22 protein-coding genes and 3 pseudogenes are annotated in these 24321 nt (G+C 39.1%); 1 reads left to right on the top strand and 24 read right to left on the bottom strand.

Going from position 1 to position 24321, the window contains the following annotated elements:
- Positions 1-461: 461 nt before the first annotated feature.
- A pseudogene (locus ACY3XC_RS23365) lies at positions 462-974 on the bottom strand (aldo/keto reductase); the annotation flags it as partial.
- Between the two features lie 28 nt (positions 975-1002).
- Here ACY3XC_RS23365 and ACY3XC_RS23360 point away from each other — a divergent pair.
- Positions 1003-1155: pseudogene (locus ACY3XC_RS23360) on the top strand (tyrosine-type recombinase/integrase); the annotation flags it as partial.
- 155 nt (positions 1156-1310) lie between these two features.
- Here ACY3XC_RS23360 and ACY3XC_RS23355 read toward each other — a convergent pair.
- The 23 genes and pseudogenes from ACY3XC_RS23355 to ACY3XC_RS23245 all read right to left on the bottom strand — a co-directional run bounded on the left by ACY3XC_RS23355 (position 1311) and on the right by ACY3XC_RS23245 (position 24306).
- Positions 1311-1544, bottom strand: coding sequence for a hypothetical protein (locus ACY3XC_RS23355; RefSeq protein ID WP_413304366.1), 234 nt, complete (start codon positions 1542-1544; stop codon positions 1311-1313).
- A 32-nt stretch (positions 1545-1576) separates the two neighbouring features.
- Complete coding sequence (locus ACY3XC_RS23350; protein WP_464870696.1) at positions 1577-2149, bottom strand: HMA2 domain-containing protein; 573 nt, start codon at positions 2147-2149, stop codon at positions 1577-1579.
- Complete coding sequence (locus ACY3XC_RS23345; RefSeq protein ID WP_464870695.1) at positions 2139-4241, bottom strand: heavy metal translocating P-type ATPase; 2103 nt, start codon at positions 4239-4241, stop codon at positions 2139-2141. Before ACY3XC_RS23345 ends, ACY3XC_RS23350 begins: the two co-directional genes overlap by 11 nt.
- 4 nt (positions 4242-4245) lie before the next feature.
- A complete protein-coding gene (locus tag ACY3XC_RS23340) occupies positions 4246-4770 on the bottom strand; it encodes an HMA2 domain-containing protein (protein WP_464870694.1) in 525 nt (174 codons plus the stop codon).
- A 13-nt stretch (positions 4771-4783) separates the two neighbouring features.
- A complete protein-coding gene (locus ACY3XC_RS23335; RefSeq protein WP_464870693.1) occupies positions 4784-5095 on the bottom strand; it encodes an HMA2 domain-containing protein in 312 nt (103 codons plus the stop codon).
- Positions 5096-5427: 332 nt separating this feature from the next.
- On the bottom strand, positions 5428-5670 hold the full coding sequence (locus ACY3XC_RS23330; RefSeq protein WP_464870692.1) for a hypothetical protein: 243 nt from the start codon (positions 5668-5670) through the stop codon (positions 5428-5430).
- A 30-nt stretch (positions 5671-5700) separates the two neighbouring features.
- Positions 5701-6417, bottom strand: a pseudogene (locus ACY3XC_RS23325) (metal ABC transporter permease); the annotation flags it as partial.
- Positions 6418-6424: 7 nt separating this feature from the next.
- Positions 6425-7150: a ZIP family metal transporter gene (locus ACY3XC_RS23320; protein WP_464870691.1), complete on the bottom strand. Its 726-nt coding sequence runs from the start codon at positions 7148-7150 to the stop codon at positions 6425-6427.
- Positions 7151-7259: 109 nt separating this feature from the next.
- Positions 7260-7667 carry an OsmC family protein gene (locus tag ACY3XC_RS23315; protein WP_464870690.1) on the bottom strand — a complete coding sequence of 136 codons (408 nt, stop codon included), beginning with the start codon at positions 7665-7667 and terminating at the stop codon, positions 7260-7262.
- 166 nt (positions 7668-7833) lie between these two features.
- Entirely contained in the window at positions 7834-8808 is a 975-nt protein-coding gene (locus ACY3XC_RS23310; RefSeq protein WP_464870689.1) for a carbohydrate kinase family protein, read from the bottom strand.
- 26 nt (positions 8809-8834) lie between these two features.
- A complete protein-coding gene (locus ACY3XC_RS23305; RefSeq protein WP_464870688.1) occupies positions 8835-10310 on the bottom strand; it encodes a glycoside hydrolase family 32 protein in 1476 nt (491 codons plus the stop codon).
- A 57-nt stretch (positions 10311-10367) separates the two neighbouring features.
- The gene (locus ACY3XC_RS23300) at positions 10368-11819 is read right to left on the bottom strand and encodes a sucrose-specific PTS transporter subunit IIBC (protein ID WP_179160656.1); all 1452 of its coding nucleotides are present in this window, start codon (positions 11817-11819) and stop codon (positions 10368-10370) included.
- Positions 11820-12001: 182 nt separating this feature from the next.
- Complete coding sequence (locus ACY3XC_RS23295; protein WP_179160657.1) at positions 12002-13000, bottom strand: LacI family DNA-binding transcriptional regulator; 999 nt, start codon at positions 12998-13000, stop codon at positions 12002-12004.
- Positions 13001-13395: 395 nt separating this feature from the next.
- Entirely contained in the window at positions 13396-14043 is a 648-nt protein-coding gene (locus ACY3XC_RS23290; protein WP_179160658.1) for a ThuA domain-containing protein, read from the bottom strand.
- A gap of 19 nt (positions 14044-14062) precedes the next feature.
- Positions 14063-14758 (bottom strand): SDR family oxidoreductase, encoded by a 696-nt coding sequence (locus ACY3XC_RS23285; protein ID WP_464870687.1) that lies wholly within the window; start codon positions 14756-14758, stop codon positions 14063-14065.
- 61 nt (positions 14759-14819) lie between these two features.
- Positions 14820-15278 (bottom strand): VOC family protein, encoded by a 459-nt coding sequence (locus tag ACY3XC_RS23280; RefSeq protein ID WP_464870686.1) that lies wholly within the window; start codon positions 15276-15278, stop codon positions 14820-14822.
- Positions 15279-15371: 93 nt separating this feature from the next.
- The gene (locus tag ACY3XC_RS23275) at positions 15372-17471 is read right to left on the bottom strand and encodes an alpha-glucuronidase family glycosyl hydrolase (protein WP_464870685.1); all 2100 of its coding nucleotides are present in this window, start codon (positions 17469-17471) and stop codon (positions 15372-15374) included.
- Between the two features lie 45 nt (positions 17472-17516).
- Complete coding sequence (uxuA, locus tag ACY3XC_RS23270; RefSeq protein WP_464870684.1) at positions 17517-18572, bottom strand: mannonate dehydratase; 1056 nt, start codon at positions 18570-18572, stop codon at positions 17517-17519.
- A 40-nt stretch (positions 18573-18612) separates the two neighbouring features.
- Positions 18613-19407, bottom strand: a complete 795-nt coding sequence (locus ACY3XC_RS23265; RefSeq protein WP_464870683.1) for a Nif3-like dinuclear metal center hexameric protein — start codon at positions 19405-19407, stop codon at positions 18613-18615.
- A 92-nt stretch (positions 19408-19499) separates the two neighbouring features.
- Positions 19500-20489 carry an endo-1,4-beta-xylanase gene (locus ACY3XC_RS23260; RefSeq protein WP_464870681.1) on the bottom strand — a complete coding sequence of 330 codons (990 nt, stop codon included), beginning with the start codon at positions 20487-20489 and terminating at the stop codon, positions 19500-19502.
- A gap of 69 nt (positions 20490-20558) precedes the next feature.
- Positions 20559-21488 carry a carbohydrate ABC transporter permease gene (locus ACY3XC_RS23255; RefSeq protein ID WP_464870680.1) on the bottom strand — a complete coding sequence of 310 codons (930 nt, stop codon included), beginning with the start codon at positions 21486-21488 and terminating at the stop codon, positions 20559-20561.
- A 12-nt stretch (positions 21489-21500) separates the two neighbouring features.
- A complete protein-coding gene (locus tag ACY3XC_RS23250; RefSeq protein WP_256989240.1) occupies positions 21501-22478 on the bottom strand; it encodes an ABC transporter permease in 978 nt (325 codons plus the stop codon).
- Between the two features lie 172 nt (positions 22479-22650).
- Positions 22651-24306: an ABC transporter substrate-binding protein gene (locus ACY3XC_RS23245; RefSeq protein ID WP_464870679.1), complete on the bottom strand. Its 1656-nt coding sequence runs from the start codon at positions 24304-24306 to the stop codon at positions 22651-22653.
- Positions 24307-24321 lie beyond the last annotated feature (15 nt).

The raw sequence follows: 24321 nt of genomic DNA, 5'->3' as shown, positions 1-24321 counted from the left end.
AAAGGAACCTTGATTCGGTCGTAAGACACGAGCAGCCCGCCGATTGGTTTAAGTTCCTTCACATGTTATATATAAATAAAAGTGGAAAAAGGACAGGGTATAATAAAATAAATTTTTCTTTGATGGAAATTGAAATGGAAGAGGACATATTATTTTATTCTTTGAAGTAATCTTTGAAGTACTCTATTGAAGAAATCTATGGTATTGCTTGGGTCAACAAGAGTATCTCTACGTGTCATTCTGAGCCTATCTACACGTCAGGATGGTCGGAACAGCCTGGTCATTTTGTACTGATGCATGTTCCATCAAACCTGCCAAGTGACCGTACTAAATGTAAGAGGTGCTATGGGGACGCTTCTTATGGTTTAAATAAAGCTAGTTATTACCACAAGAACCGTCCCCGCGGTCCTTCCCCTAGTGTTGTTCTAAGAAAAAAGTCGATGTTCATTTGGAAACAAGCATTAAATATCAAGTTTACGTGTACCGATCCACTTCACCATTTCAGGATCCCTATGTGAAAAGAATAAGCTCTCTTTCATATCTAACGTGGCGATTTGGTCCATATCCTCATGGTTTAATTCAAAGTCAAAGATATTGAAGTTTTCGATGATTCTTTCCTTATGGACAGATTTTGGAATCGCGACAACTCCTCTTTGTGTCAACCAACGTAAAACCACTTGCGCAACGGATTTATCATACTTTCCAGCTATGGACATCAGTGTTTCGTTCTGGAACATGTTATTTTTCCCTTCCGCAAATGGTCCCCATGACTCTATCTGAACATGATTCTCTTTCATGAAGGCATGACTTTCCACTTGTTGATTGAAAACATGTGTTTCAACCTGGTTAACTGCCGGGACAACTTCGTTATGAATAATCAAATCAATTAGACGGTCAGGATGGAAGTTACTTACCCCAATAGCCTTAAGTTTTCCTTGCGCGTACAATTCTTCCATTGCTCGCCAAGAACCGTGCGGGTGGTGACAGCTTCGCTGGTTCGCGCTGATTGAGGCAGGTATGGGAGTAAAGGAGATTCAGCAGCGTTTAGGACATACAGACATTAATACAACCATGAATATTTACGCTCATATGACCGCCAATATGGAAGAAAAGGCCTCCCACCAGTTCAGGAAACTGATGAAAGATCTTCTCTGATAAGAGTCTTTAGTGAAAAAAGTCAGCATTTTTTGCTTACTATGAGCAAAAGTATGAGCATTTATCTTCATGATATCCTCCCTTTTATGATCTAGGACAGGAAGATCTACAAAAAAAACAACCATCTTTGGTTGCTCTTTTTGTAAATTATCAAATTATCTTACTGCTACTGCAGATTTTTCAGCAATTAAATCTTCTAATCTTTCTTTTTGGCTTACAAGTTCCTCCATTGTTAGTTCTGCTCTTGGCGCTTGAAAACTCAATGCAGGTACATTATTTTGAATTAAACTCTTTAATTGTCCATTATTTTGCTCGTACAAGCGATAGCCTACCGCTCCTACCACTGTTCCTGAAACAAATCCCATTAAGAAATCTCTGTTAAAAGCCATTAAAATCTCTCCCTCTACTTTAAATATTATATTTAAAGAAGTCTTCGACTTCTTCTCATATCATGGAAAATTTCTAGAGCATTTACTGCCCAAGTAAACATTGCAACTTGTAAAATATTATTTGTTCCTAGGGAGTACATACTGATCATCCCTGTTAATACATCTGGATGCCTTAACTTATTTTCGCCATGTGAGAGAACCGTATAGGCAGTAGAAATGACAGCAGCATATTCAAAAATATTGGGACTTGGTCCAACCCCTTTTCGCAAATAAGCAATCAGTAAGAGAAATCCAGTACATAAGGAGCGGAGGAAATCCTTTCTACTATTTGGCTTAACCTGGACCATAAACCGGTCAAGCGGATCAAATTGAGTCTGCTTAAAAAACAGGGATATGTAACGGAGGATTACACTCCTGTTAACAATCTTCGGTTCGTACTCAATCACCATGGACTGAATAATTGGTTCTATTCTCACTTTTTTAACGCCTTTTAATGCGGAAAACATTTTTTCAATATTTATATAATCAGTTTTATCCGATAATGCTTGAATAATGAGACGTACCCTTCCGGGAATACTGTGGGCGATTCGATAATTAGCTTCCACTCAGATTTCCCCCTAATAAAATAGTCTTCCCACTATTGATTACAACGGCAATGGTCGCTGCATTATGAATAGCGGCTCCCATAACAGGTGATATAAAACCTAGTGTCCCTAGTAGAATGGCACCGCTATTAACAAGTACAGTGACAATGATATTTTGGTATATTAACTTCATCGTTCTTTGAGATAATTTAACTACCTCTGCTAGAGCCAAGGGGTCATCTGCTGTAACAATTACATCTGCAGTTTCTACTGCGATATCTGTACGTTTTGTGCCTAGTGTAACCCCTACATTAGCATATGCAAGAGCAGGTGCATCATTTATTCCATCTCCCACCATCATTAAGTGGTCCGTTTTATTTTTATAATTCATAACAAACTTTGCTTTATCTTCAGGGAGAGCTTCTGCAACAAACGAATCCATCCCAAGCTGATTGGCTATCTTTTTCGCTGGATGATAAAGATCTCCAGTTAACATAATAATTTCATCTACACCGGATCTTCTTAACTGATTAATGCTCTTTTTCATTCCGTCTCTAACCTTATCTTCTAAAACAATGATACCGATAAGTTTCTGATTATATGCAACATAAACCATATTTTCATCTGGATTAACCTGACTGCTACTATCTCCAAGTCGATCTAGAGGAATTCTCCAATCAGATAAGAATCTCTTGCTACCGACGAGTACGGTTTTTTGACCAACTGAGACCTTAATACCCTTTCCAACTACCATTTCAAGTTCATCATGGTAAGGAATAGGAAGATTTAACTCATTTGCTTTGTTACAAATGGCTTCTGCAATCGGGTGTGAGGAATGTACTTCAGCAGAAGCTGCGAGGCTTAACACATCATCCTCTAGCATTTCAGCAAGTGGAATAATCTTGGTTACTATGGCTCTTCCTTCGGTAATAGTCCCTGTTTTATCTAAAATAACCGTATCGATTTGCGCCAACTTCTCGATTATTTGACCACCTTTTAACAGAATTCCATTCTTTGCAGCTAATCCGATAGATGACGAAATAGCTGTAGCTGTAGACAGTTTTAAACCACAAACATAATCAATAACCAGCATATTTAATACTTTATTCCAATCTCTTGTAACAAGATAAACTAACCCTGCTAAGGCAAATGAAAGTGGTACAAGTTTTTCGGTTAAGCGATTAGTAATAGATTGGATGGGCGCTTGTTTTGTTTGGGCATCTTCAATTAAATGAATCATTCTCGCAATGGCTGTGTCGTCTCCAGCCTTTTCTACTAAAATCTTGAAGTTTCCTTCAACGATAACGCATCCAGCGAAAACCAGGTCACCCTTTGAAAGCTCTTTGGGAAGATACTCGCCTGTAATCGATGATTCATCTACAACTCCTGTTCCATCAATGATTTTCCCGTCTACTACAACCTTTTCACCTTGGAAAACAACAACCTGGTCGCCTGCTTTTACTTGATCGACTGAGACCTTTACTTCATGGCCTAATTCATCTACTCTCCAGACAGAATCTGCTTTGACACTCAACATGTCTCTCACATAATTTCTTGTTTTATATGCCGTGAAATCGGTTAACCACTCACTAATGGTTGACATTAAATAGATAATGAGAGCTGATTTTGGATTTCCTTTTATGATAGATGCAAGTAAAGCTGCTGTCGTTAGTGTGTCTGCACTAGGTTTTCCAGTGGTTAATAACGATAAAAATCCTTTTTTGATAATCCTGTACGATGAAAACAATACCGATATGGAAGTTGGTCTAACTAGCTGAATCATTCCTTGAGCTGGAACAGGAGAGGATTTGACTACTTCAAGGACAAACGCACTAAAACATGTAAGTAGTTCAATAATCGGAAACCTTGCTTTGGCTGGTGTGGGTGTAGTAGCCGTCGTGGGTTTCGTATTTTTCCGAAAAAGATCAGTCCATGACAGCTGTGAATCATGATAGAGAAGCACTGACCCTGTTTCTTTGGTATAGGAGGCGGAATAAATAGATCGATTGGAACGGAAAAACGCTTCAATCTCCTTTTCATTTCCGTTTTTTAATCCTAACTTTAATCTTGTCCTTCCTGGTAAGGAATGGATTAAAGAAAGCTCGAATTCCATAGTCCTATCCTTTCTCTTTCGTAATGATAGTATATGACCAATAGAGCAAACTACTTGAAAAAGCCGGATTTGCAGAAAAACCTAATGTTCCGTAGATAAGGAGAAATAATGATAGCAATGAATCGATGTCTGCCTTGCCAGATGTTCTTTTCTTTATCAGACCATCTACGGAGGAAACGGTATTTTTCATTGTTTTCATAAGTTGCGCCTCTACATGTGGAAAGGCATTTACTGAGGTGTTAACAGCAAGCTTAACTAACTCGTCAAATTGCTCGGTGGTAAGACTAGGAACAAAAAACTCAATTAATAGACTCCCGGTAATAGGAGATGCACTTACATGTTTAACAATTCCAAGGTGTGAAAAGGTCTGTTCGAGATGCGCTGCCACGACCGGGTCTTTCCAGCGATCGCATTTAAGCCTTACTCTGCCAGGCATGGCATGAACAACTTCTACCTTTTGATCATTAATTTGGGATAAAATTTTAGGAGCTAATAGGGAAGCACCTAAACCTACTAGTGAAGAAATCATACTTTCTCTCCTTCTACTGGATAACGCTTACAGATATCCTTTCAATTTGTTCCACCCATTGTTCAAGCTGCTTGACATTGTCAACCGGACTACTATCATAGGAAATTAATAAACTACCTGTTTCAGGTGTGTATTGAATAGAATGAATTCTAGACTCCCCTTTAAAGTGACTAATTAATTGACCAACGGTATTGGGGTTATGCTTCCATAAAGTAGACTTTAGCCGAATTCTTCCGGGAATATAATGGGCAATTTCAATTGAGTGTCGATTCAGGATTTTATTTACCCTCGTAGCCAGCATAAGCTCTTTTACTTTATTCAACATACACTCAAACTCCTGAAAAATAATTTAATAAAATATATATGAGCGAACGTGATCCTTAATGTTTACTGTTTAATATAGTGTTGCCCTGAGGCAAGTTTAAATCAATGATAATAGGAAATGGCATTAATGTAAACAAATATATGGATTTTATGGTAATTTTTTACTACAAAAAAGAATAGACTAGGTATTTATTACCTAATCTCAGCATTTTTTATTATGCCACTCATATAAGTTCTAATTTTTGCTATGGCATTTCCACTTAGATGGTATTTAATACATGAAATTTCGTGCGGAATATGTTTCTGATCCATTCCTATAAGCTGAAAAAAGGCTTATAAAACTTGATAGTCGTATGCTAACTTTTCCCCTTTGATCATACCTATTTCTGTCATTCGAATCTTTCCATACCGTTTGTATTCCAGATATTCTTCAACACTTAGCTTTCGGACCATTTTGGTTACGGAAGATACAGATACATTTAAAGAAATGGCACTATCCGTAACACTACTATACCCTTGCTTTACGACATCGTAATAAATCTTCTCTAGATATTTCTCTTTACATGGTGATGCCATCTCAACATCCCCTTAATAAAAGAATCAACATTAATATTGATGAGTAAATTTATTTCTCCTCCACTTTTTAACCAAAATCCCGTGTATGGGTGAAAATAAGAAGGCAAGTACAAATAGGAATCCCGCAACCGAAACCATTGTTGCACCGATGGATGCATCTAGTAGAAAAGCAACGTAATAGCCTATGATAGAACTTATAATACTTACCACAACACTGATAACAATCATCATACTCAATCTGTCCGTTAAAAGATAAGCTGTTGCTACAGGGACAATAATCATGCCCACTACTAAGATGGCGCCAACACTTTCAAAGGAAGCAACCGTTGAAACAGACACCAAGCCCATTTATAAATAGTGAAAAATTACCACCGGAAAACCTAATGAAGCGGCCATTGCAGGATCGAAGGCGCTTATTTTAAACTGTTTATAAAAGATTCCAATACACAATACATTTAACAGAAAGCTAGCGCCGATTCCCCAAACGGCCTTTGGCCCGATGCTATGTCCGCCAACTCCGAGAGTGTCCCATGGTGCATAAGCAATCTCCCCATATAAAACACAATCTAAATCCAAATCTACCTGTCTAGTAAACAGACTAACTAAAATAACACCTACAGCGAATAATGCGGTGAATACGACTCCAATGGCCGCATCAGACTGCACTCCGCTATTCTGAAACATTTGGATGAGAAAAACAGTGACCAAACCAATAGCAGCAGCCCCAAACATCATAATGACTTTTTCGTTCTTTTTATCTAAAAATGTCTGTTATAAGAATCATCGTAAGTAGACCAATGACAAAAGAAAAGGTAGCAGACCTCTCATTCCCATCACCATGGCTTTCGGGAATGAGCTCCTTATAGACAACAAACAGCATGGCCCCTGCAGCAAACGCTAATCCATACGGAACAACACCAAGATATTGATCCGTCAACTGTAACCCCAGATACGAAGCTGCTAATTCAATACCTCCTGTAAAGACTGTATACATAAAGGCCGATAACTTTGGGATTCCATTCGCCACTAAAAACAAACAAACCAGAAAGCCTTCCGGGATATTTTGTAAGCCAATCGAAAAGGCAACAAGTGAGCCTAAATCCTCGTATTGACTTGCAAAACTAACACCGACTGAAATTCCTTCCGGTATATTATGTATAGCCATGGCCGCGATTAAAAGCATTGGTCTTGCTTGGTGAGCAGCTGGAGAAGTATGCTCCAGTTCTATATGTGGCAAGCTCATTTCTAGGGCGGTAAGAGTGGCCGTTCCTACTAGAATTCCAATCGTCAATACAAACATATTGGAAAGCTTCAACGTAGAAGGAATCAGGGCATATGTTGAGGCTGCCACCATAATCCCCGCACTGTAGGCCAATAAATTATCCTTAAACCGGTGCGAAAGATTACCTAAGAACAAAGCGGGAACGGCTCCTAAAGCAGTACACAACGCACTAATGAAGATTCCTAAGTTAATTCCCACAAAACCCCTCCTTTATAAGAGATCATTAGTCATTATATGTACAACCCCTTTGAAAAAGACATCACTATAACTAGTAAAAGGCCAGGCTTTAAGCCTGGCTTAGGTAACTTTATACTTCCTGCGTTCCTTTTACTCCATTGATGGAGTAGCTAGCGGTGATTTCCGCATTTAAGGAGTGGGATACGGAACAATATTTTTCCGTTGATAATTTGACCGCGCGAACTACTTTATCCTGAAGTAGTTCCCCTTCTAAGGCATAGTGAATATGGATGGTAGTGAATTGTTTTGGGTGGTCGTCCGCGCGTTCCCCTTTCACATCCATATGGAAAGAAGTTGGTTCAAAGCGCATTTTTTGTAAAATCGAAATGAATTCAATTTCCGCACCAAAAGGGAGAAACGCAAGAAGGTGAAATTGAAGAGAATTTATTAATCGTAAAAGAACCAATAAGAGGAAGTTGCCAAATTTTGTGGGGAGATATAATTCGTGCCTGTCACTCCCCGAATAATCTTGTTTCACACAAGTTCCCTAGATTATGAAGACATGCTTTAATTTTGCCAAAAAAAGAAGCTCCTCGTATGTTCAATAAACTTATGAGAAGCTTCTTAATTATTTAGGATTTATAACATCATGCCACCCGTAGCGCATCTCCCCAGTTCAGCAGCATCATTGGGGAGGAGACTTCCTAATTTTGATTCTCTATAAGTTCCTCAACTTCCTTCTTTGTCGGCAGAGCAGAGATCGCTCCTTTTCCTGTTGTAGTGAGAGCGCCGCTTGCATTGGCAAATTGGAGGATACCGGCCTGTTGGTCTCGTAGTACTTCTTCAATATTTTCCGGACTTGCATGCAATTCTAATAATTGATATAAAAATCCGCCAATGAATGCATCACCTGCACCGGTTGTGTCCACCGTTTTAACAGTGTATCCGCTCGAATCAAACTTTTGATCTTTTAAAATCAAATCTGCTCCGGCAGCTCCCTTTGTGTAGACAACTGCCTTCACGTTTCCAACGAACAAAGATTGTATCGAATCCGACTCCTCTTTTATTCCCGTAATAAAATTAAGCTCTTCATCGGAAACCTTTACGATATCTGCAGTCGGTAAAAATTCAAGAATTGCCCTGCGGCAGTCCTCCGGATCTTCCCAAAGCGGAAGCCGCACATTTGGGTCAAAGCTAACTAAGCCATCCGCAGCTGAAACAGCGGCAATTGCTTTTTTATGAGCCTGTTTCATCGGGCTTTCCACAAGATCAACTGAGCAAAAGTGGAGAATATCTCCTGCTTCGAACCAGCCTGTCTCAACCTCCTCCTCGCTTAACAGCAAATCAGCGGAAGGATTACGGTAAAATGAAAAGTCACGTTCCCCGTTTTCTTTTAACGAAACAAAAGCTAAACCCGTATTCGCCTCCCCAGTTCGATATACCTTGTCCGTCTCAACTCCCGCCTCGACTAGCCTTTCAACTAAAAAGTCGCCAAACGCATCCTTCCCTAATTTAGAAATCAACGCTGCTTTCTGCCCATATTTAGCAACGGCAGCTGCCACATTTGCCGGTGCTCCCCCAGGAGCTCTCTCAAAAGAGACAACATCCTTTAAAGCCACACCTTTTTGAAAAGGGATAAAATCAATTAACACTTCACCAATCGTAAAAAGCTTCCCCATTTTTCCACCTCTAATACTCTATAAATTTATTTGATTTCCCATTTTACAGCCTTCACTTTAGTTTGCCCCCCACGAGCAAACACTCGAATTCCATTACTATTTTCACCAGGAAAAATCCTACCTGTAAATACTTCAACCCCATTATTAACAAACACCTCAACAGAGGAAACATCAACAAAGATTCGGAATGAAATCTTTTCAGCGTCCAACGTACATTTCCGAATCGTACCAAACTCCTCAGCAAAGGATTCTCCCGACTCAGTTCGATCAAACACAACCTTCTTCGCAACACCATCATACTTAATCACAGTTTTCTCCATTTCTCCAACACGAAGTTCCAAACCGAACTCCTCAGCCGTACTATCAGAGAACTCTGCAAAAAGCTCATATGCGTTTCCCTCAAAGTCATCCAAACCAACACTTTCATTCTCAACCGTCCAGCTGATTTCCGCCTTTTTCCCGCGAAGCAATATCAGCTCAGAAACTGGCTGCTGAACCAGTTTCCCGTCTTTAATCGATAACTCACGAGGGAGTGTTAAACAGTGAGCCCATCCATTTTTATCTGTAGGATAGTTAATTTCCGGTAACCCCATCCAACCGACTAGAATCCGCCTTCCCTGGTGATCCACCGTTGTTTGCGGCGCGTAAAAATCAAAGCCCCGATCTAACTCATGAAATGCACCATGCTTTAATTCAATATTCTCTAAATCTATTGGACTTCCAACTACATACCCTGATTGATAAATATTTTGATAGCTGTCGCCTTCCGCTTTTAACCCTTGTGGGGAGAAAAGGAATACCCCTTGTCCATCCAGCTCAAAGTAATCCGGACATTCCCACATATAACCGAACGCTTCACCTAACCCTGTCTTCACTTCGCCCGCAAACTGCCAATCTTTTAAATCCTTGGATCGATATAAAACTACACTTCCAGTCTTATTTTCTCTTTGAGTACCAATCACCGCGTAGAAGTAATCCCCATTTTTCCAAACCTTTGGATCACGAAAATGATCGGTATAGCCGCTTGGAACTTCTGCAATCACTGGTTCATCCATTTTGACAATGCTTCCATCCGGACTCATCACAGCCAAACATTGATAGGGGTGTCGATTCCAATATTCATCGCGCGTATTGCCCGTGTACATGATATATAATTTCCCATCATGCTCAATTCCGCTTCCGGAATACGCCCCATGGCAATCAAACTCATTCGAAGGCTCAATGGCCATTCCAACATTATCCCAGTGAACCAGGTCTTTCGATTTCGTATGATACCAATGCTTCAACCCATGAACCGGCCCGAGCGGGAACCATTGATAGAATAAATGATATTCACCATTAAAATAACTAAATCCATTCGGGTCGTTTAACAATCCTGTTACCGGCTGAATATGAAAAGACTGGCGCCATGGGCATTGATTCACAAGATTGGCTAACCCTTGGATTTCATCTACAGATACCTCGTCCATGGTTCTGTATCGTCGCTCTTTTGTCCATTCCATGCTGATTCACTCCTAATACAGAAAGGAGAATCACAGGATTCTCCTTTTCACTTTTTATTATGCTGCTGCTTGGTCAGATGTTTGTTTAACAGCTTTTTTTTCGTCTCTTTTTGCTAAAACAAGCGTGACGATAAATGCGACGGCAAATGCGATGGCCATACCGACAATATAAGAAATAATCGTATCTGGGCGAATCGAGATAATTCCTGGTATACCTGCAGCCCCTAGTGCTGTCGCCTTAACCTTGAACATCGTAACAAAGCCTGATCCAACGGCAGAACCAATAATGGCACCAATAAATGGATAGCGTAATTTCAAATTAACCCCAAACATCGCTGGTTCGGTAATCCCTAGTAAGGCAGAGATCCCGGCTGCTGAAGCAGTTCCTTTGATCTTGGTATTTTTCGTTGTTTTTAGCACCGCAAGAGTCGCTCCTCCCTGTGCAATGTTTGACATCGCCGCAATGACGAAGATAAACGATCCACCCGTTTTCACAATATCGGCAAGTAATTGTGTTTCTACCGCAATAAAGCTATGGTGCATACCTGTAATAACTATTGGTGCATAAAGTAAACCGAAAAGGATCCCGCCAATTACACCTGTTGAATCATATAACCAAACGATTCCATCTGTTAATAGATTACCAGCTGAGCGTGTCAGCGGCCCTACCAAAGTAAACGTTAAAACCCCTGTAACAAAGATAGACAATAACGGTGTTACTAGATTGTCTAAAGCGGATGGAACAACCTTCCGTAAGGATGTTTCTATTTTTGCTAGAATAAAAGATGCGGCAAGAACAGGAAGTACGGTTCCCTGGTAGCCTACCTTTTCTATTTCTAGGCCAAAGAGATTCCAAACTGGGACCTCATTGTTCAGTAATGCGGCACCATAACCGTACCCATTTAATAAGTCTGGATGAACCATTAGCATTCCGAGAGTGGCTCCAAGGAAAGGATTCCCTCCAAACCGCTTCGTTGCTGAAAAGCCGATTAATATCGGTAAGAAAACAAAGGCTGCATTTGCAAATGTATTAATAAGTGCCGCTAAATCCGCCATTTCTGGATTTGCATCCACTAATGATTTTCCCTCAAGAAATAAATCTGGAGCTGTTAAAATATTGTTTATCCCCATTAATAAACCACCAGCTACAATCGCTGGAATAATTGGAACAAAAATGTCTGATAGCATTTTGACGAACTGCTGAATCGGATTTAGTTTCTTCGTCGCTGCGTCTTTTACATCACTCGTTGACATTTCTGTTTGACCTGACATCTTCGCCAAGTGTTTATAGACCTCGTTTACTGTTCCAGATCCTAAGATAATTTGAAACTGACCTCCTGTTGAAAAGGTTCCTTTTACAACATCCATGTTGTCCAACGCTGCTTGATCAACAACTGTTTCATCATGTAAAACAAGACGTAAGCGAGTGGCGCAATGCGCTGCAGCTGATACATTTTCCTGACCACCAATGGCATCTAGTACTTCCCGAGCAATTTTTTTATGATCCATCCTAATCCCTCTCTTTTCATCTGACTTCGGAACCGGTTCCATTCAAGAGCAAAAAAATAAAAGCTCTCCACGATAGGAACCGGTTCCAATTTTAACTAAAAAAATTTGTTTAAGAGAAACCAAATCCATTTGTCGCCAATTGAATAGGTCCCTCTTAATTGGAACCGGTTTCGTTGTCTTTATTATAGGGGAGTGTTAAAGAGATTGTCAACGCTTTCCCGCTCAATAATTTCAAATTTAGAGACGGTTACTTTTTCCACAGGGCGTTCATTGACTAACTCAACAATGTGTCTTGCAGCCGTTTCCCCCGCTTCTTTGTAAAAGAACTTAGCTGTCGTTATGCCCGGATGAATGATTCCTGTCACATCATAGCCGCCAAAGCCCGTTACTGCTAAGTCCTGTGGAATCGTAATTCCCTCTGAATACGATGCCTTCAGAACCCCAAGAGCAATATTATCGGTTGCACATACAAAAATGGAAGGCTGAAATTCATGGATAATTTCCTTTGCACTAGCTTGTGCGGCTGGAATATTGAATAATGTCTCATAGAAGCGAACATCGCAATCGTCTACTTCTTGTATCACCTTTTTAAAACCTTGCTTTCGGTTCACGCCTACTGAAATATCCCTTTCCGTTACGCCAAGATAAGCAATTTTCCGATATCCTTTTTCAAGGACATACCTCCCCATCGCATAACCAGCATTAAAATCATCATGAATCAGACTATGAAAGTTCTCATGCTCTTGTCCAATTAACAGTACAGGAACCTTAACACTTTCAAATGCCTGAATATGCTGATCTGTAATTTCAGTGGCAAGCAAAATAATCCCCGCCATCTTTTGATTGGCGAAGCTATAAATACTTTCAATCTCTCGCTCCAGACTTTGACTTGTATTGGAGATAAGCATCTGATAGTTCATTTTCTTTAATTGTTCATCGATGCCAATTAACGTTTGTGAAGCAGCAAAAGAATCAAGCCGCGGGACAATCGTGCCAATAATATTCGTTTTCTTCGCTTTCAAACTCTGCGCAAATGGATTCGGAGAATACCCAGTTTCCTTGATTGCCCGTTCAATTTTCTTCTTCGTTGCTTCCCCAACTGAGCCGCCATTTAAAAACCGAGAAACCGTACTTTTCGCAACACCTGCAAGCTTGGCAATATCTAGTATTGTACTACTCATATTCCTCAACCTCGTAACATTTTATATTCATACCATTATAGTATCACAAAAAGGAATCCATAATGGAGCAAACCCCGAACATTAAAAAACATCCCAAAAACTGAGGAAAAATATTATTTAAAAGTAATGCTTTGTTAAATTTCTTTGTTAATTTTTAGTTTATCAGTATAAAAGATTAATGAAGGACTAATCAGGTGAGTTCTTAATGAGATTAGTCCTTCATAAGGATTTTTATGTGTAAAATCAACATCAAACTTTAACAAAGCTAAAAGCAAAAGAACCGTTCCCATATGGTTTGGGACGGTTCTTTTATCATTATTCTAGCTATTTACCACTCACTGTATATGGATAGCCTAGTATAATTTTTCATTGTTCGTGAGATAAATGCATTATTTTTATCTTGAAATAAGCCAGTTTACACAGCTTTTTATAATTTTTAAAAGTTCATGGTTCATCAATCCCTCTTTCGTATGGGCAGGTGTTACACAACATACCCTGCCAAATCCAAAACTGTGGGACCACCCTGCTGGAGCTTGTCCATCAATAGATTCAGATAAAAGGAATATATTTGTATTCTCTGTATCACAATGAACAAAATAATGCTCATCGATTAGTTCAAATGAAGTAGGTATTGGAAGTACTGAGTTCCCTTCAGATGAGTAGTAATGGACCATCTGATGCTTTTCGGGATGATACAAAAAATGTCCTTTTAACATTTTTATGTAAGAACCGTCGACCGGGAATGATGCTAAGCCTGAATGCCATGCAAGCCAGCCTCCGCCATTTTGTACATACTTTGTGATTTCTAATGCAATATCTTCCGTCATCCATTTTTCTATGTTTTCTTCAGCAGGATTGACTCTATTTTCTTTAAAATGGATCACAGCATCCGGCTTCTTCTCTAGTACCTCTTTTAATTGTTCAGGGGAGCAATATTCAATTTGAAGGTCTTCCTTATTACAGTTCAGTGCAGTTTCAAGTGATTGTTTCGCCCATTCACTCTGATGATAATAATCGCCAAGCACCGCTGCAAATTTAATCATTTTGTTCACCACCTTTTATTTATAATGGCATTGAATGTCCTTCATAGGTGATGAAAACATTCCTACTGTCAATCACTCGTTTTCTTTCTATAATATCGAATATTCCTTTGGCCGTGTCAAAAGGGTTCCCTGGTGCACTCTCGCCGCCCATGTCTGTCTTAATCCACCCCGGATGTATAGAGAAAACGTGGACATTATTACTCTGTACATACTGACTCAATTGCTGACTGAACATGTTCAATGCGGTTTTTGATGATGCATATGCATAATCACCGCCATATGCTTGGTTTATACTTCCTGCATCAGAGGAAATGTTGATGATGGATGATCGATCACCCATCAGTAAAAGAGGAAGGAAGTGTTTCACCACTCTAATTGGACCAAAGAAATTAACATCGAACGTAACTTTCACTTGGTCAAGATCCAAGTCCTCAATTTGTTTTTCACGTTCCAACAATACACCCGCATTATTAATGATCACATCAATAGTTCCAAAGTTTTCTTTTACTGTATTCGCTGCTGCAGAAACTGACTCTTCATCTGTTACATCTAAGGGTAGCAGTGAAATTGATTTATATATTTCAGATTGAGTTAAACCTTCTGTGCTTTTTTTTAGATCTCTTACTCCAGCAATAATTTGATGGCCTCTTTCTGGCCCGACCTTTGATAAAGCTAACCCTAGACCTCTATTTGCACCCGTTATCAAAATCCGCATTCTTTTATCCCACCTTATTATGGCAGAGGAGAACCAATTAAGAATCTCCTCCTGTTTCTATTTATCTATCATTTTCCAATAACTCCATGACAATTTTAAGATCTTTGAATGTGTCCATGTATGCGTATCTTCCACCGGTGTATTCACCTTTTTGAAGTAACGGCATTTGCTTTCTTTCCATTATTTCAATTTTCCCTTGCATTCCTTCTATGAAAAACGCAATATGGTGAGGACCTTCACCGTGCTCATCCAAATGCTTCCGCCAAGTACTTGGATGATGATCCGGTTCAATTAATTCTAATTGTAAAGAGCCCATATCAATGAATGCTAGTTTTGCCCGAGCCTCAGTTGGGTTGCCCTCAAACTCTGTTTGTGCACGGTCCAATGTATCTGTTAAACTCCATTCAGGTTTTTCTATACCAAAGAAATCAGCATAGTTCTGGCTGGTTTTTTCGATATCATTAACAAGAATACCTATTTGCGCAATCACGTTGGTTCCTAGTACATTTTTTTGTGTCATTTGAATGAGGCCTCCTCTTATTTACGTTCACGATAGGTAAAATAATCAAAATTATTTTTATAAATGTGTGATCTTCCCTATTAAACAGATATATTAATAGATCTTTCTATTTAGCTCATCCTTGATTCCTGATTTTCGATAAAAATAGGTATTGATAATATCCCGCCATTCTTTAGAATGGTTTGCTTGTTCTTGTAATCTGGTTAGGATATCATCAAATCGCTTTTGATCAATCCTATCCTTAAGCTGTAACCAAGTTTCAACTAATTCCTCAGCCTCTTCTACCCCTTCAAAGTGAGTATTGTAAATATGTTGAATCACGGTTTTACCTGATTTTAGCTTATGTGTATATGGGACATGATGGAAAAATAACAGCAATTCATCGGGGCATGTTTCAAGCCTTTCATACATATCGGCATTTTCTTTAAAATACTGAGAGGTGTAACCTGTTCCTGATTTTACAGTCCTGTCCACTCCCATTCCTTCACAATCGGCAAAGTGGTATGTACCCCAAACGGAATATTCATAACCATCCACATTTGGACCATAATGATGATTTGGATTTACCATCCAGCCAACACCAAGTGGTGATGTATATTTTTCATAGATATTCCATGATTTTAATAGCATCCTGCTTACCAACTCTTTAACCAGTGGATCATCACCAAAGGTTTGTCCGATCCATTCATCTGTAATTTTTTCAGCTGAAAGATCTGGGTTCCATGTCAAGCGTCCAAAGCCGTACAAATTAGCTTGTGCGAGCGTATGCCCGGTCCAATTATAATCATTTCCAATATTGGAAACAGCGGTAATTCCGCTAAACCTGTTCCGGAACAGGGAACCATCTACTACCTTTTTGACCTCTGAACCTTCCCCTTTTGCATATGTGTCAAAATCAAGGACTTCTTTCCACTGCGGAACGAGATAACAAAGATGTCTTTGTTGGCCTGTATACTCTTGAGTGATTTGGAATTCCAACATTTGATTCGTTTTTTTCATTGCTCCAAATAACGGTGAAACACCTTCTCGTACTTGGAAATCCATTGGACCATTCTTGATCTGTAAAATAACATTGGAATGGAATTGGCCGTCTAACGGTTTAAAATGGTCGTATGCAGCTCTTGCTCGATCAGTAGAGCGGTCACGCCAATCTTGAAGGCAGTTATAGACGAAACATCTCCATAGAACCATTCCATTAAAAGGCTGCAGAGCTTCTGCGAGCATGTTTGCTCCATCCGCATGATTTCGGCCATATGTAAACGGTCCAGGGCGGTGTTCTGAATCGGCTTTTACTAGGAATCCACCGAAGTCAGGAATATAGCTGTATATCTCTACTGCTTTATCCTTCCACCATTCTCGAACCTCAGAATCCAGCGGGTCTGCTGTTGGTAAATTTCCAATTTGGATCGTACTGGCATAATTCACGCTAAGGAATGTGGTGATCCCATAAGCCCTAAAAATACCGGCAACATCAGCCACTTTAGGCAGCAAGGAGCCTGTAATTAAATGGGACTCTGCCTGGTGAACGTTAACGTTATTAATTGCAATTCCATTAATACCAACTGAAGCAAGCAGTCTTGCATAATCTTCAATTCTATTAAGTTCATCTGAGAATTGATGATTTTTATAGAAAATGGATTTTCCTGCATAACCACGTTCAATACTGCCATCCATATTGTCCCACTGATTCAGCATTCGTAATTGATTTTTTGGGTTTTCAACGATATCCAGCTGTTGTAAATTTCCCCTGTTTTGCATGAGGCGTAATAAGTGAAAGGTACCATATAAGACACCTTTATCTTTTTTTCCCACAAGGAAAATCGTAGTTCTTTGACCAAAAGTAACGGTTTTAATTACGTATCCATCATCATTAAGTTGATTAAAATCGACATCTACTAAATTTCCAATAGAATCCCTATCAGCTAACACAAGACCAGATTGCTGCGGTTCTGAACTGATACTAGGTTGAATCCCTAACATAGAAGAAATACCGAGGATCAGTTCTCTCTTAGCAGATTCAATGACCACCGATTCTCCTAAAACAGTAAATCCTCCGCACCATTGGGTATATTCTTCTGACCATGCTTGATTTTCAATTTTTTTATATTGCAGCCAAGCAGAATAGCTTTCTTTATGTTCTGCCTTGTATAAATCTGTACGATTCTTTGATATATTTTCAAAAGCACTTTTCAATATTTATCCTCCTCAATGGATGATTGAGTCCTAAGCTAAAGGCAGCTACCTAATTAATGAATCCCAAATACCTAAAAGGTACATAATCCCAAGGGCCCGATCATATAAGCCATATCCTGGCCTGCATTTTTCGTCCCAAATATGTCTTCCGTGATCTGGTCTTATATAGCCATTAAATCCATTTTCATGATAAGCTTTCATGATCCCAACTATATCAACTGTCCCATCCTGGCCCCGATGGGAGGTCTCGATAAAATCACCATTTTCATAGACTTTAATGTTACGAACATGGGCGAATGGAATGCGGTCAGCAAATTCTCTGACCATATCGACAATATTATTACTAGGATTGGAACCTAATGAACCACTGCAAAGAGTTACCCCATTATAAGGACTGTCAACAACCTTTAACACTCGTCTAATATTTTCCTGATTTGTCATAATACGAGGTAATCCGAATATTGCCCATGGCGGATCGTCAGGATGGATAGCCATTTTAATGTCGTTCTCTTCACATACCGGAATTATCGCTTCTAGAAAATAGCTCAAATGTTGAAATAAATCTTCTTCTGTAACATTCTTATAGGCATCGTAGAACTTTGTCAGATTTTCTAACCGCTCAGGTTCCCAGCCAGGCATGGTATAGTCGGGATTGTTCGCAATCTTATTGACCAACTCAATTGGATCGATATTCTCGACCTTAGACTTTTCATAAAATAAGGCAGTGGAACCATCTTCAAGCTCTTTGTATAAATCAGTCCTGATCCAGTCAAATACAGGCATAAAGTTATAACAGATAACCTTTACACCTGCTTTAGCCAATTTTTCAATGGTTCTTTTATAGTTTTCTATATATTGATCTCTTGAAGGAAGCCCCAGTTTAATATCTTCATGTACATTTACACTTTCAACCACATCAATAGTAAAACCATATTGTTCAGCTTGCTGTTTTACTTCAAGGATTTTCTCCATCGGCCATTCTTCTCCAGCCTGCCTATCATGAAGGGCCCAAACAATCGTTTCCACACCTGGAATTTGTTTAATTTGCTTTAAGCTTACGGAATCATTTCCTTCCCCATACCATCGAAATCCCATTTTCAACCTTTATCACCGCCTGTCAATTTGATTAAGGTAGTACCAGCTATATAACTTGTAAGGCATGATCGACCGGAATAAAATAGGTTGGAATACTTGGAAACATGGTTTGAATACATTGTGCTAAATAACTCATTCCAGGTTCTTCACTTTCCGCATGCCCAAGAACAATCAGATTCCTTTGCTTTCCTTGATCATTCGTATCTCTCACATATTCCGGAGTTTCCCATTCTGGACCTTCTCCATAAATAATAAGATCTAAATTTTCCTGTTCATATAGCGGGATACATAAACTTCCCCCGCCACGATAACCAGCTAATAGCCCAATGCGGGTACATTTCATCGACAAATCTCCTGCAAATCGTAAAAACTGAATCCCTAACCGCCCCTTAATATGCTCGGAAATCTCAGCTAATGTCATGGAAGGAATACTTAGAATCGTTGCAGCAGGCTGATTTTCTACGATATAAGATTGCCAGCCGAGCGCCTTAATTAAGCCAGCCATAATCCCATCCGGTTTATACCGGTGCCAATAATCATGGAAACGATAGATTGCAAGTCCTGACTCCGTAATTAACCTGAGTTTTTCATTATATACAGGATCTTTTTCCAAGAATTCGGTATGGTCATGATGGCTGAAGTATATCCCTTCATGGGTAATCAATAAGTTTGCACCCAACGCGATTGTTTGTTCAATTACCTTGTGTGTAGCCATAAAGGCTGTGGCAATCCCCTTTACTTGAGTAGTTGGGTGACCCGACTTAAGGGTATCCACAGTATTTTGCAAGTGTTCTACAGGTTCCATTAATTTATCAAGTACATTTTGTACAGTAATTGGCATTGTTTTCACCCTTTCACAGGAATTACAAAGGTATCACAACGCCATTTATTTAGCTGATACCTAGTTTATAGCGAATGACTGATCAGCCATTGCTAATATTGGACAACCTTCCAAAAGGATTCTTTTGGCTGATGATTTTCGTCAAAAAGAAATGGCCAGTTTTTTCTGCCTTTAACAGGAAAATCGCTTAACCATGTATAATCATCGGCTGCGCCCCAGAAGGTTACTGAAGTAATGTGATTTTGATATTGTCGAAGCAATTGAAATACTCGCTGGTATCTTTCAGCCTGCAACTCTAACATTTCATGGGTTGGCTGCTTAAGGTCAGTCCGCTTATCTTCAAAGTTGAAAACAGATATATCCAATTCTGTCAGGTGCAGCTTCAACCCCAGGGATGCGTATCGTTCAATCGCTGTACGAATATCTTCAAGACTAGGATTGACTAAATTCCAATGTGCTTGGAGTCCGACTCCGTGAATGGGAACACCCTTAACTATTAAAGATTTAACAAGCTTATAGATTTTTTCACGTTTCTCCGGATTGGATTCATTATAGTCATTGTAAAAAAGCAGGGCGTCCGGGTCTGCCTCGTGTGCAAATTCGAATGCTTTTTCAATATAATCCTCTCCGATTATTTCTAACCATTTTGTAGGTCTATACAATTCTGGTCCCTCATCGGTTACCGCTTCGTTTACCACATCCCAACAGAAAATCGTTCCTTTATATCTTTTCATTACTGAAGTGATGTGGTCCTTCATTCGTTGTAAAAGCGTTTCTCTATCCGCATCTTGAAATACCCAGTCAGGAGTCTGATTATGCCAAACTAATGTATGTCCACGCATTTTCATTCCATTTTCCTTTGCAAAAGCAGCTAATTGATCGGCCTTTTCAAACGTAAACTGTCCCTCAGAAGGCTGAATCTCGATGAATTTCATTTCATTTTCAGCTGTAATACTATTAAAATGTTTTCTTAATAAATCCTTTTGTGACTCTATGGTATTTAAATTAACTGCGGCACCAATGTTAAAGTATTCTTCATACACTTTTGATAAAGAAGGAACTTCTACTGTCGTTTTCACCATTATTTATCTCTCCTTAAACCTATGATTTTATTAAAAAAATCAGATGAGTGATCTCATCTGATTCTTTTTTCAACCCTTTACTCCGCCTAATGTTAACCCCTTAACAAAATATTTTTGCAGGAATGGATAGACCATGATAATGGGCAGACTCGCTACAATGGTCATTGTAGCTCTGATGGATGTTGGCGAAACCATGTTGGCACTTGCATTGGCATTGGCAAAAGCGTCTGCTGCGGTTTTACCAGACATCGATGCGTTGGAATTTTGCAAGATCTTCATTAACTCATATTGAAGGGTAGATAAGTTTGCACTTGATGAATTGTATAAGAACACATCAAACCATGAATTCCATTGGTAAACCGCGACAAACAATGATACAGTCGCTAATACCGGCATGGACAGTGGCAGAACAATCTTTATGAAAATAGTAAAATCCCCTGCTCCATCAATTTTTGCAGATTCAAATAAACTTTCTGGGATTCCTTCAATAAAGGAACGAATTACGATTAAATTAAATACTCCAATAATTCCTGGAACAATATAAACCCAAAAACTATCTAATAAATTTAATTCTTTTACTAGTAAATAGTTCGGAATCAATCCACCGTTAAAATACATCGTCAAAACGAATGCGATCGTCACAAATTTCTTCAGAACGAAATCTTTCCGGCTAATGGTATAAGCCACCATTGCCGTACCCAACACGGATGTTAATGTTCCGATGATGGTTCTAAGAACAGAAATGAAGAAGGAATTTACGATACTTGCTTCACCAAAAACATGTTGATAATTTGCCCAAGTAAATTCTCGCGGCCAGAGATAAATACCTCCCCTTAAAGAGTCACTGGCTTCATTGAGTGAAACAGCTAATTGATTTAGAAATGGATATAACATGACCACGCAAAGGAAAACTAAAAAAGTATAATTGAAGATATCAAATAAATAATCGCCTACACCGGAGTGATGTCGAGTAGCCTTGAAAAATCGTTTCTGTGCCATATAGTTCCCCCCCTAGAAAAGCCTTGGCTGACCAAATCGTTTGGCAATATGGTTTGCCGTAAATAAAAAGATGAAACTCACTACTGTTTTAAAGATACCGGCAGCGGTTGCAAGTGAGAAGTTCCCCATTGACATACCGTATTTTAATACATAAATATCAAGGTTTTCTGAGTAAGCTAGGTTCATAGGATTTCCTAATAAATACTGTGCTTCAAAGCCTGACTCTAAAATGTAGCCTAAGTTCATGATAAGCAGGATGATAATCGTTGGCTTTAAAGATGGGAGTGTAATATGTCTAATCCGTTGGAATCTAGATGCTCCATCAATATCAGCAGCCTCATATTGTTCTGGATCAATCATGGTAATAGCTGCTAAATAAATTATCGTATTCCAGCCGACATTCTTCCAAACCTCTGTTAGTCCGTTGATGACCCAGAACCATTTTTCCTTACCCAGCCATAGAATCGGTTCATCAATAATACCCAAGTTTACTAATACGATATTAACGATTCCGTTTTCTAGTGAAAGGCTGTAGGAGACAATACTAGCTGCTACTACCCATGATATAAAGTGCGGCAGATAACTGATGGTTTGTACTGACTTCTTGAATCTTATATGCCTAATTTCATTAATCAGAAGGGCAAGACAAATCGCTGTAACGAAACCTAATACTAGGTTAATCGTGCTCATGCCGAGTGTATTCCGAAGCACGCGCCAAAAATTATCGTCGGTAAATAAAAACTTGAAATGTTCTAACCCAATCCATTCCTGGTCAGTTAAGCTTCTTGCTGGCTTAAAATCCTGAAAGGCAATCGACCAACCCCACAATGGAATATACTTAAAAACAAATAACCAAATCAAGAATGGCAGACTCATGGCCAATAGTGCTTTTTGTGACATCATCCTCTGAAAGAATGATTTTTTTTTGTGTGCAGCGATGGAAACTGAAGGATTTATTACCTCTTTTATCGCTTTGGAACCAATCTGCATCCTTACCCCTCCTCTTTCTCGAAAAATCTATATCCTAAAATCATAAGCTGCCCCCTTAGATGCTCCCGAATGAAGGGGGCGGCTTATGATTTCAAGATAACGAACGTAAAGCAAAAGGCCGATAAAGCCAATTGGGCGATATCGGCCTGCTTTTCTTCATTCTGGTAAACTATTATTTTGCAGCGGCTTTAATACGGTCCTCTACGACCTTATCCATAAATTTTTCTAAAGCTTTAACATCTAAAGTATTAAATTCTTTGATATATTCATCCCAAACTTTATCAAATTCACCCGGCTTAGCTAGGACTAACTTAGGGAAGTAAACTTTTGTTAAGTCCGTTTTCCTTTGACCAAAGATTTGTTCGTCAGAGCCTTGTTCAATAACGGCACTCCATGTTGGATACCATGGACGATCGTCTGGATCTGCAAATAAATCAGAGAATACCTCTGCGTCATAAGCTTCTAGAATCGCCTTATCACCATCAGTGTAGGATACTTGAGCAACTTCAGGCTGTTTTCCTGGAACCCATGCGTTTCCGTCGCTATAAAGCATGTCTCCCATTGGCCAGTAATACTCAAATGTATTTAATCCAGACTTATCGCGATAATCCTCATCACTAGTTTTTGTATATTGCTCTTCGGTTTGATAGAATTTACCCTTTTCATCTGCACTATAAGTCTCGTCTTTAATACCCCAGAACATTAACTTTTGGTTCTCTTCTTTAGCCATGTTATCGAAGTACTTAATAATGCGTACTGGATCTTTCGCACTTACTGTAATACCAACACCACGGTTATTAATGAATGCCGGCGGATCAATATATTGATCTTTTTCTCCATCAAATGTAATTGGAAGAGGCATATAACGTAAATCGTCATTTCCAGCTGCTTTTAGATTATCTAGAGCTTGTTGAACCTGCCAGCCGTAATCAAAGAATCCTAATACTCGGCCAGATGCTATTTTTGCAAGATATTCATCGTAGTTAGCAACGAATGACTCTTTATCAAATAAGCCTTTGCTGTTTAGTTCATTTAGCTCTTTCATATAACGTTTTGTAATATCGTTATCAGCGTATACATCCGTTTTATGTGTCTTCATATCTACAATTACTTCACCATCATTTGGGTAGCCTGCTAAATGGTTAGGAACATTAGATAGTGCAAAGAAGCGCCAGTCATACGTTAAAGTTGTGAATCCAATAGTAGAAGATCCATTGATTTCAGGATGTTTCTTTTGATAATCTTCAATTAAAGCAAGATATTCATCTAGTGTTTTAATTTTTGGATAGCCGGCTTCTTTTAAAATGCCGCGTTGAATCCAGAATGCACCTTGAGTGATATTTGGGTCTTTAATATAGCCATGCTTAGCTGCGAATGGAAGGAAGTTAATCTTTCCATCCTTATCTTTCATTTGCTCCCAATGCGGTGCGTATAATTTTTTAAGATTAGGACCATGCTCTTCAATCAATTCAGTAAGGTCAATAAATGCACCTGCGTCTAGTACTTTATCAATTGCAATATCCGGTACAAGAACATCTGGGTACTTTCCACTTGCAATCATTGTCCCGATTTTGGTGTTAATGTCACCGACTAGATATTCTGTTTTAAAGTTAACTCCCGTTTGGTCTTCAAATATTTTCCCTATAGTTGTCTCATTCGTGTTTCCGTCTTTACCTGGGGAAGCTGCGTTAAAATAAGTAAAGGTTACTTTTTCTTTCGAATTACCAGATCCGTCTGCATTGCCGCTTGTTTCTTTATCCTTTTCACAGCCCGCAACTGCGATTAGCAGGATAAGCATTAAGAGTACAGGAAGAAACTTTTTTGCCATTTTCGAACCCCCTTT

It is taken from the genome of Bacillus sp. CZDM1, from assembly GCF_055502545.1.
This window is presented reverse-complemented; position numbering and strand designations above follow the sequence as displayed.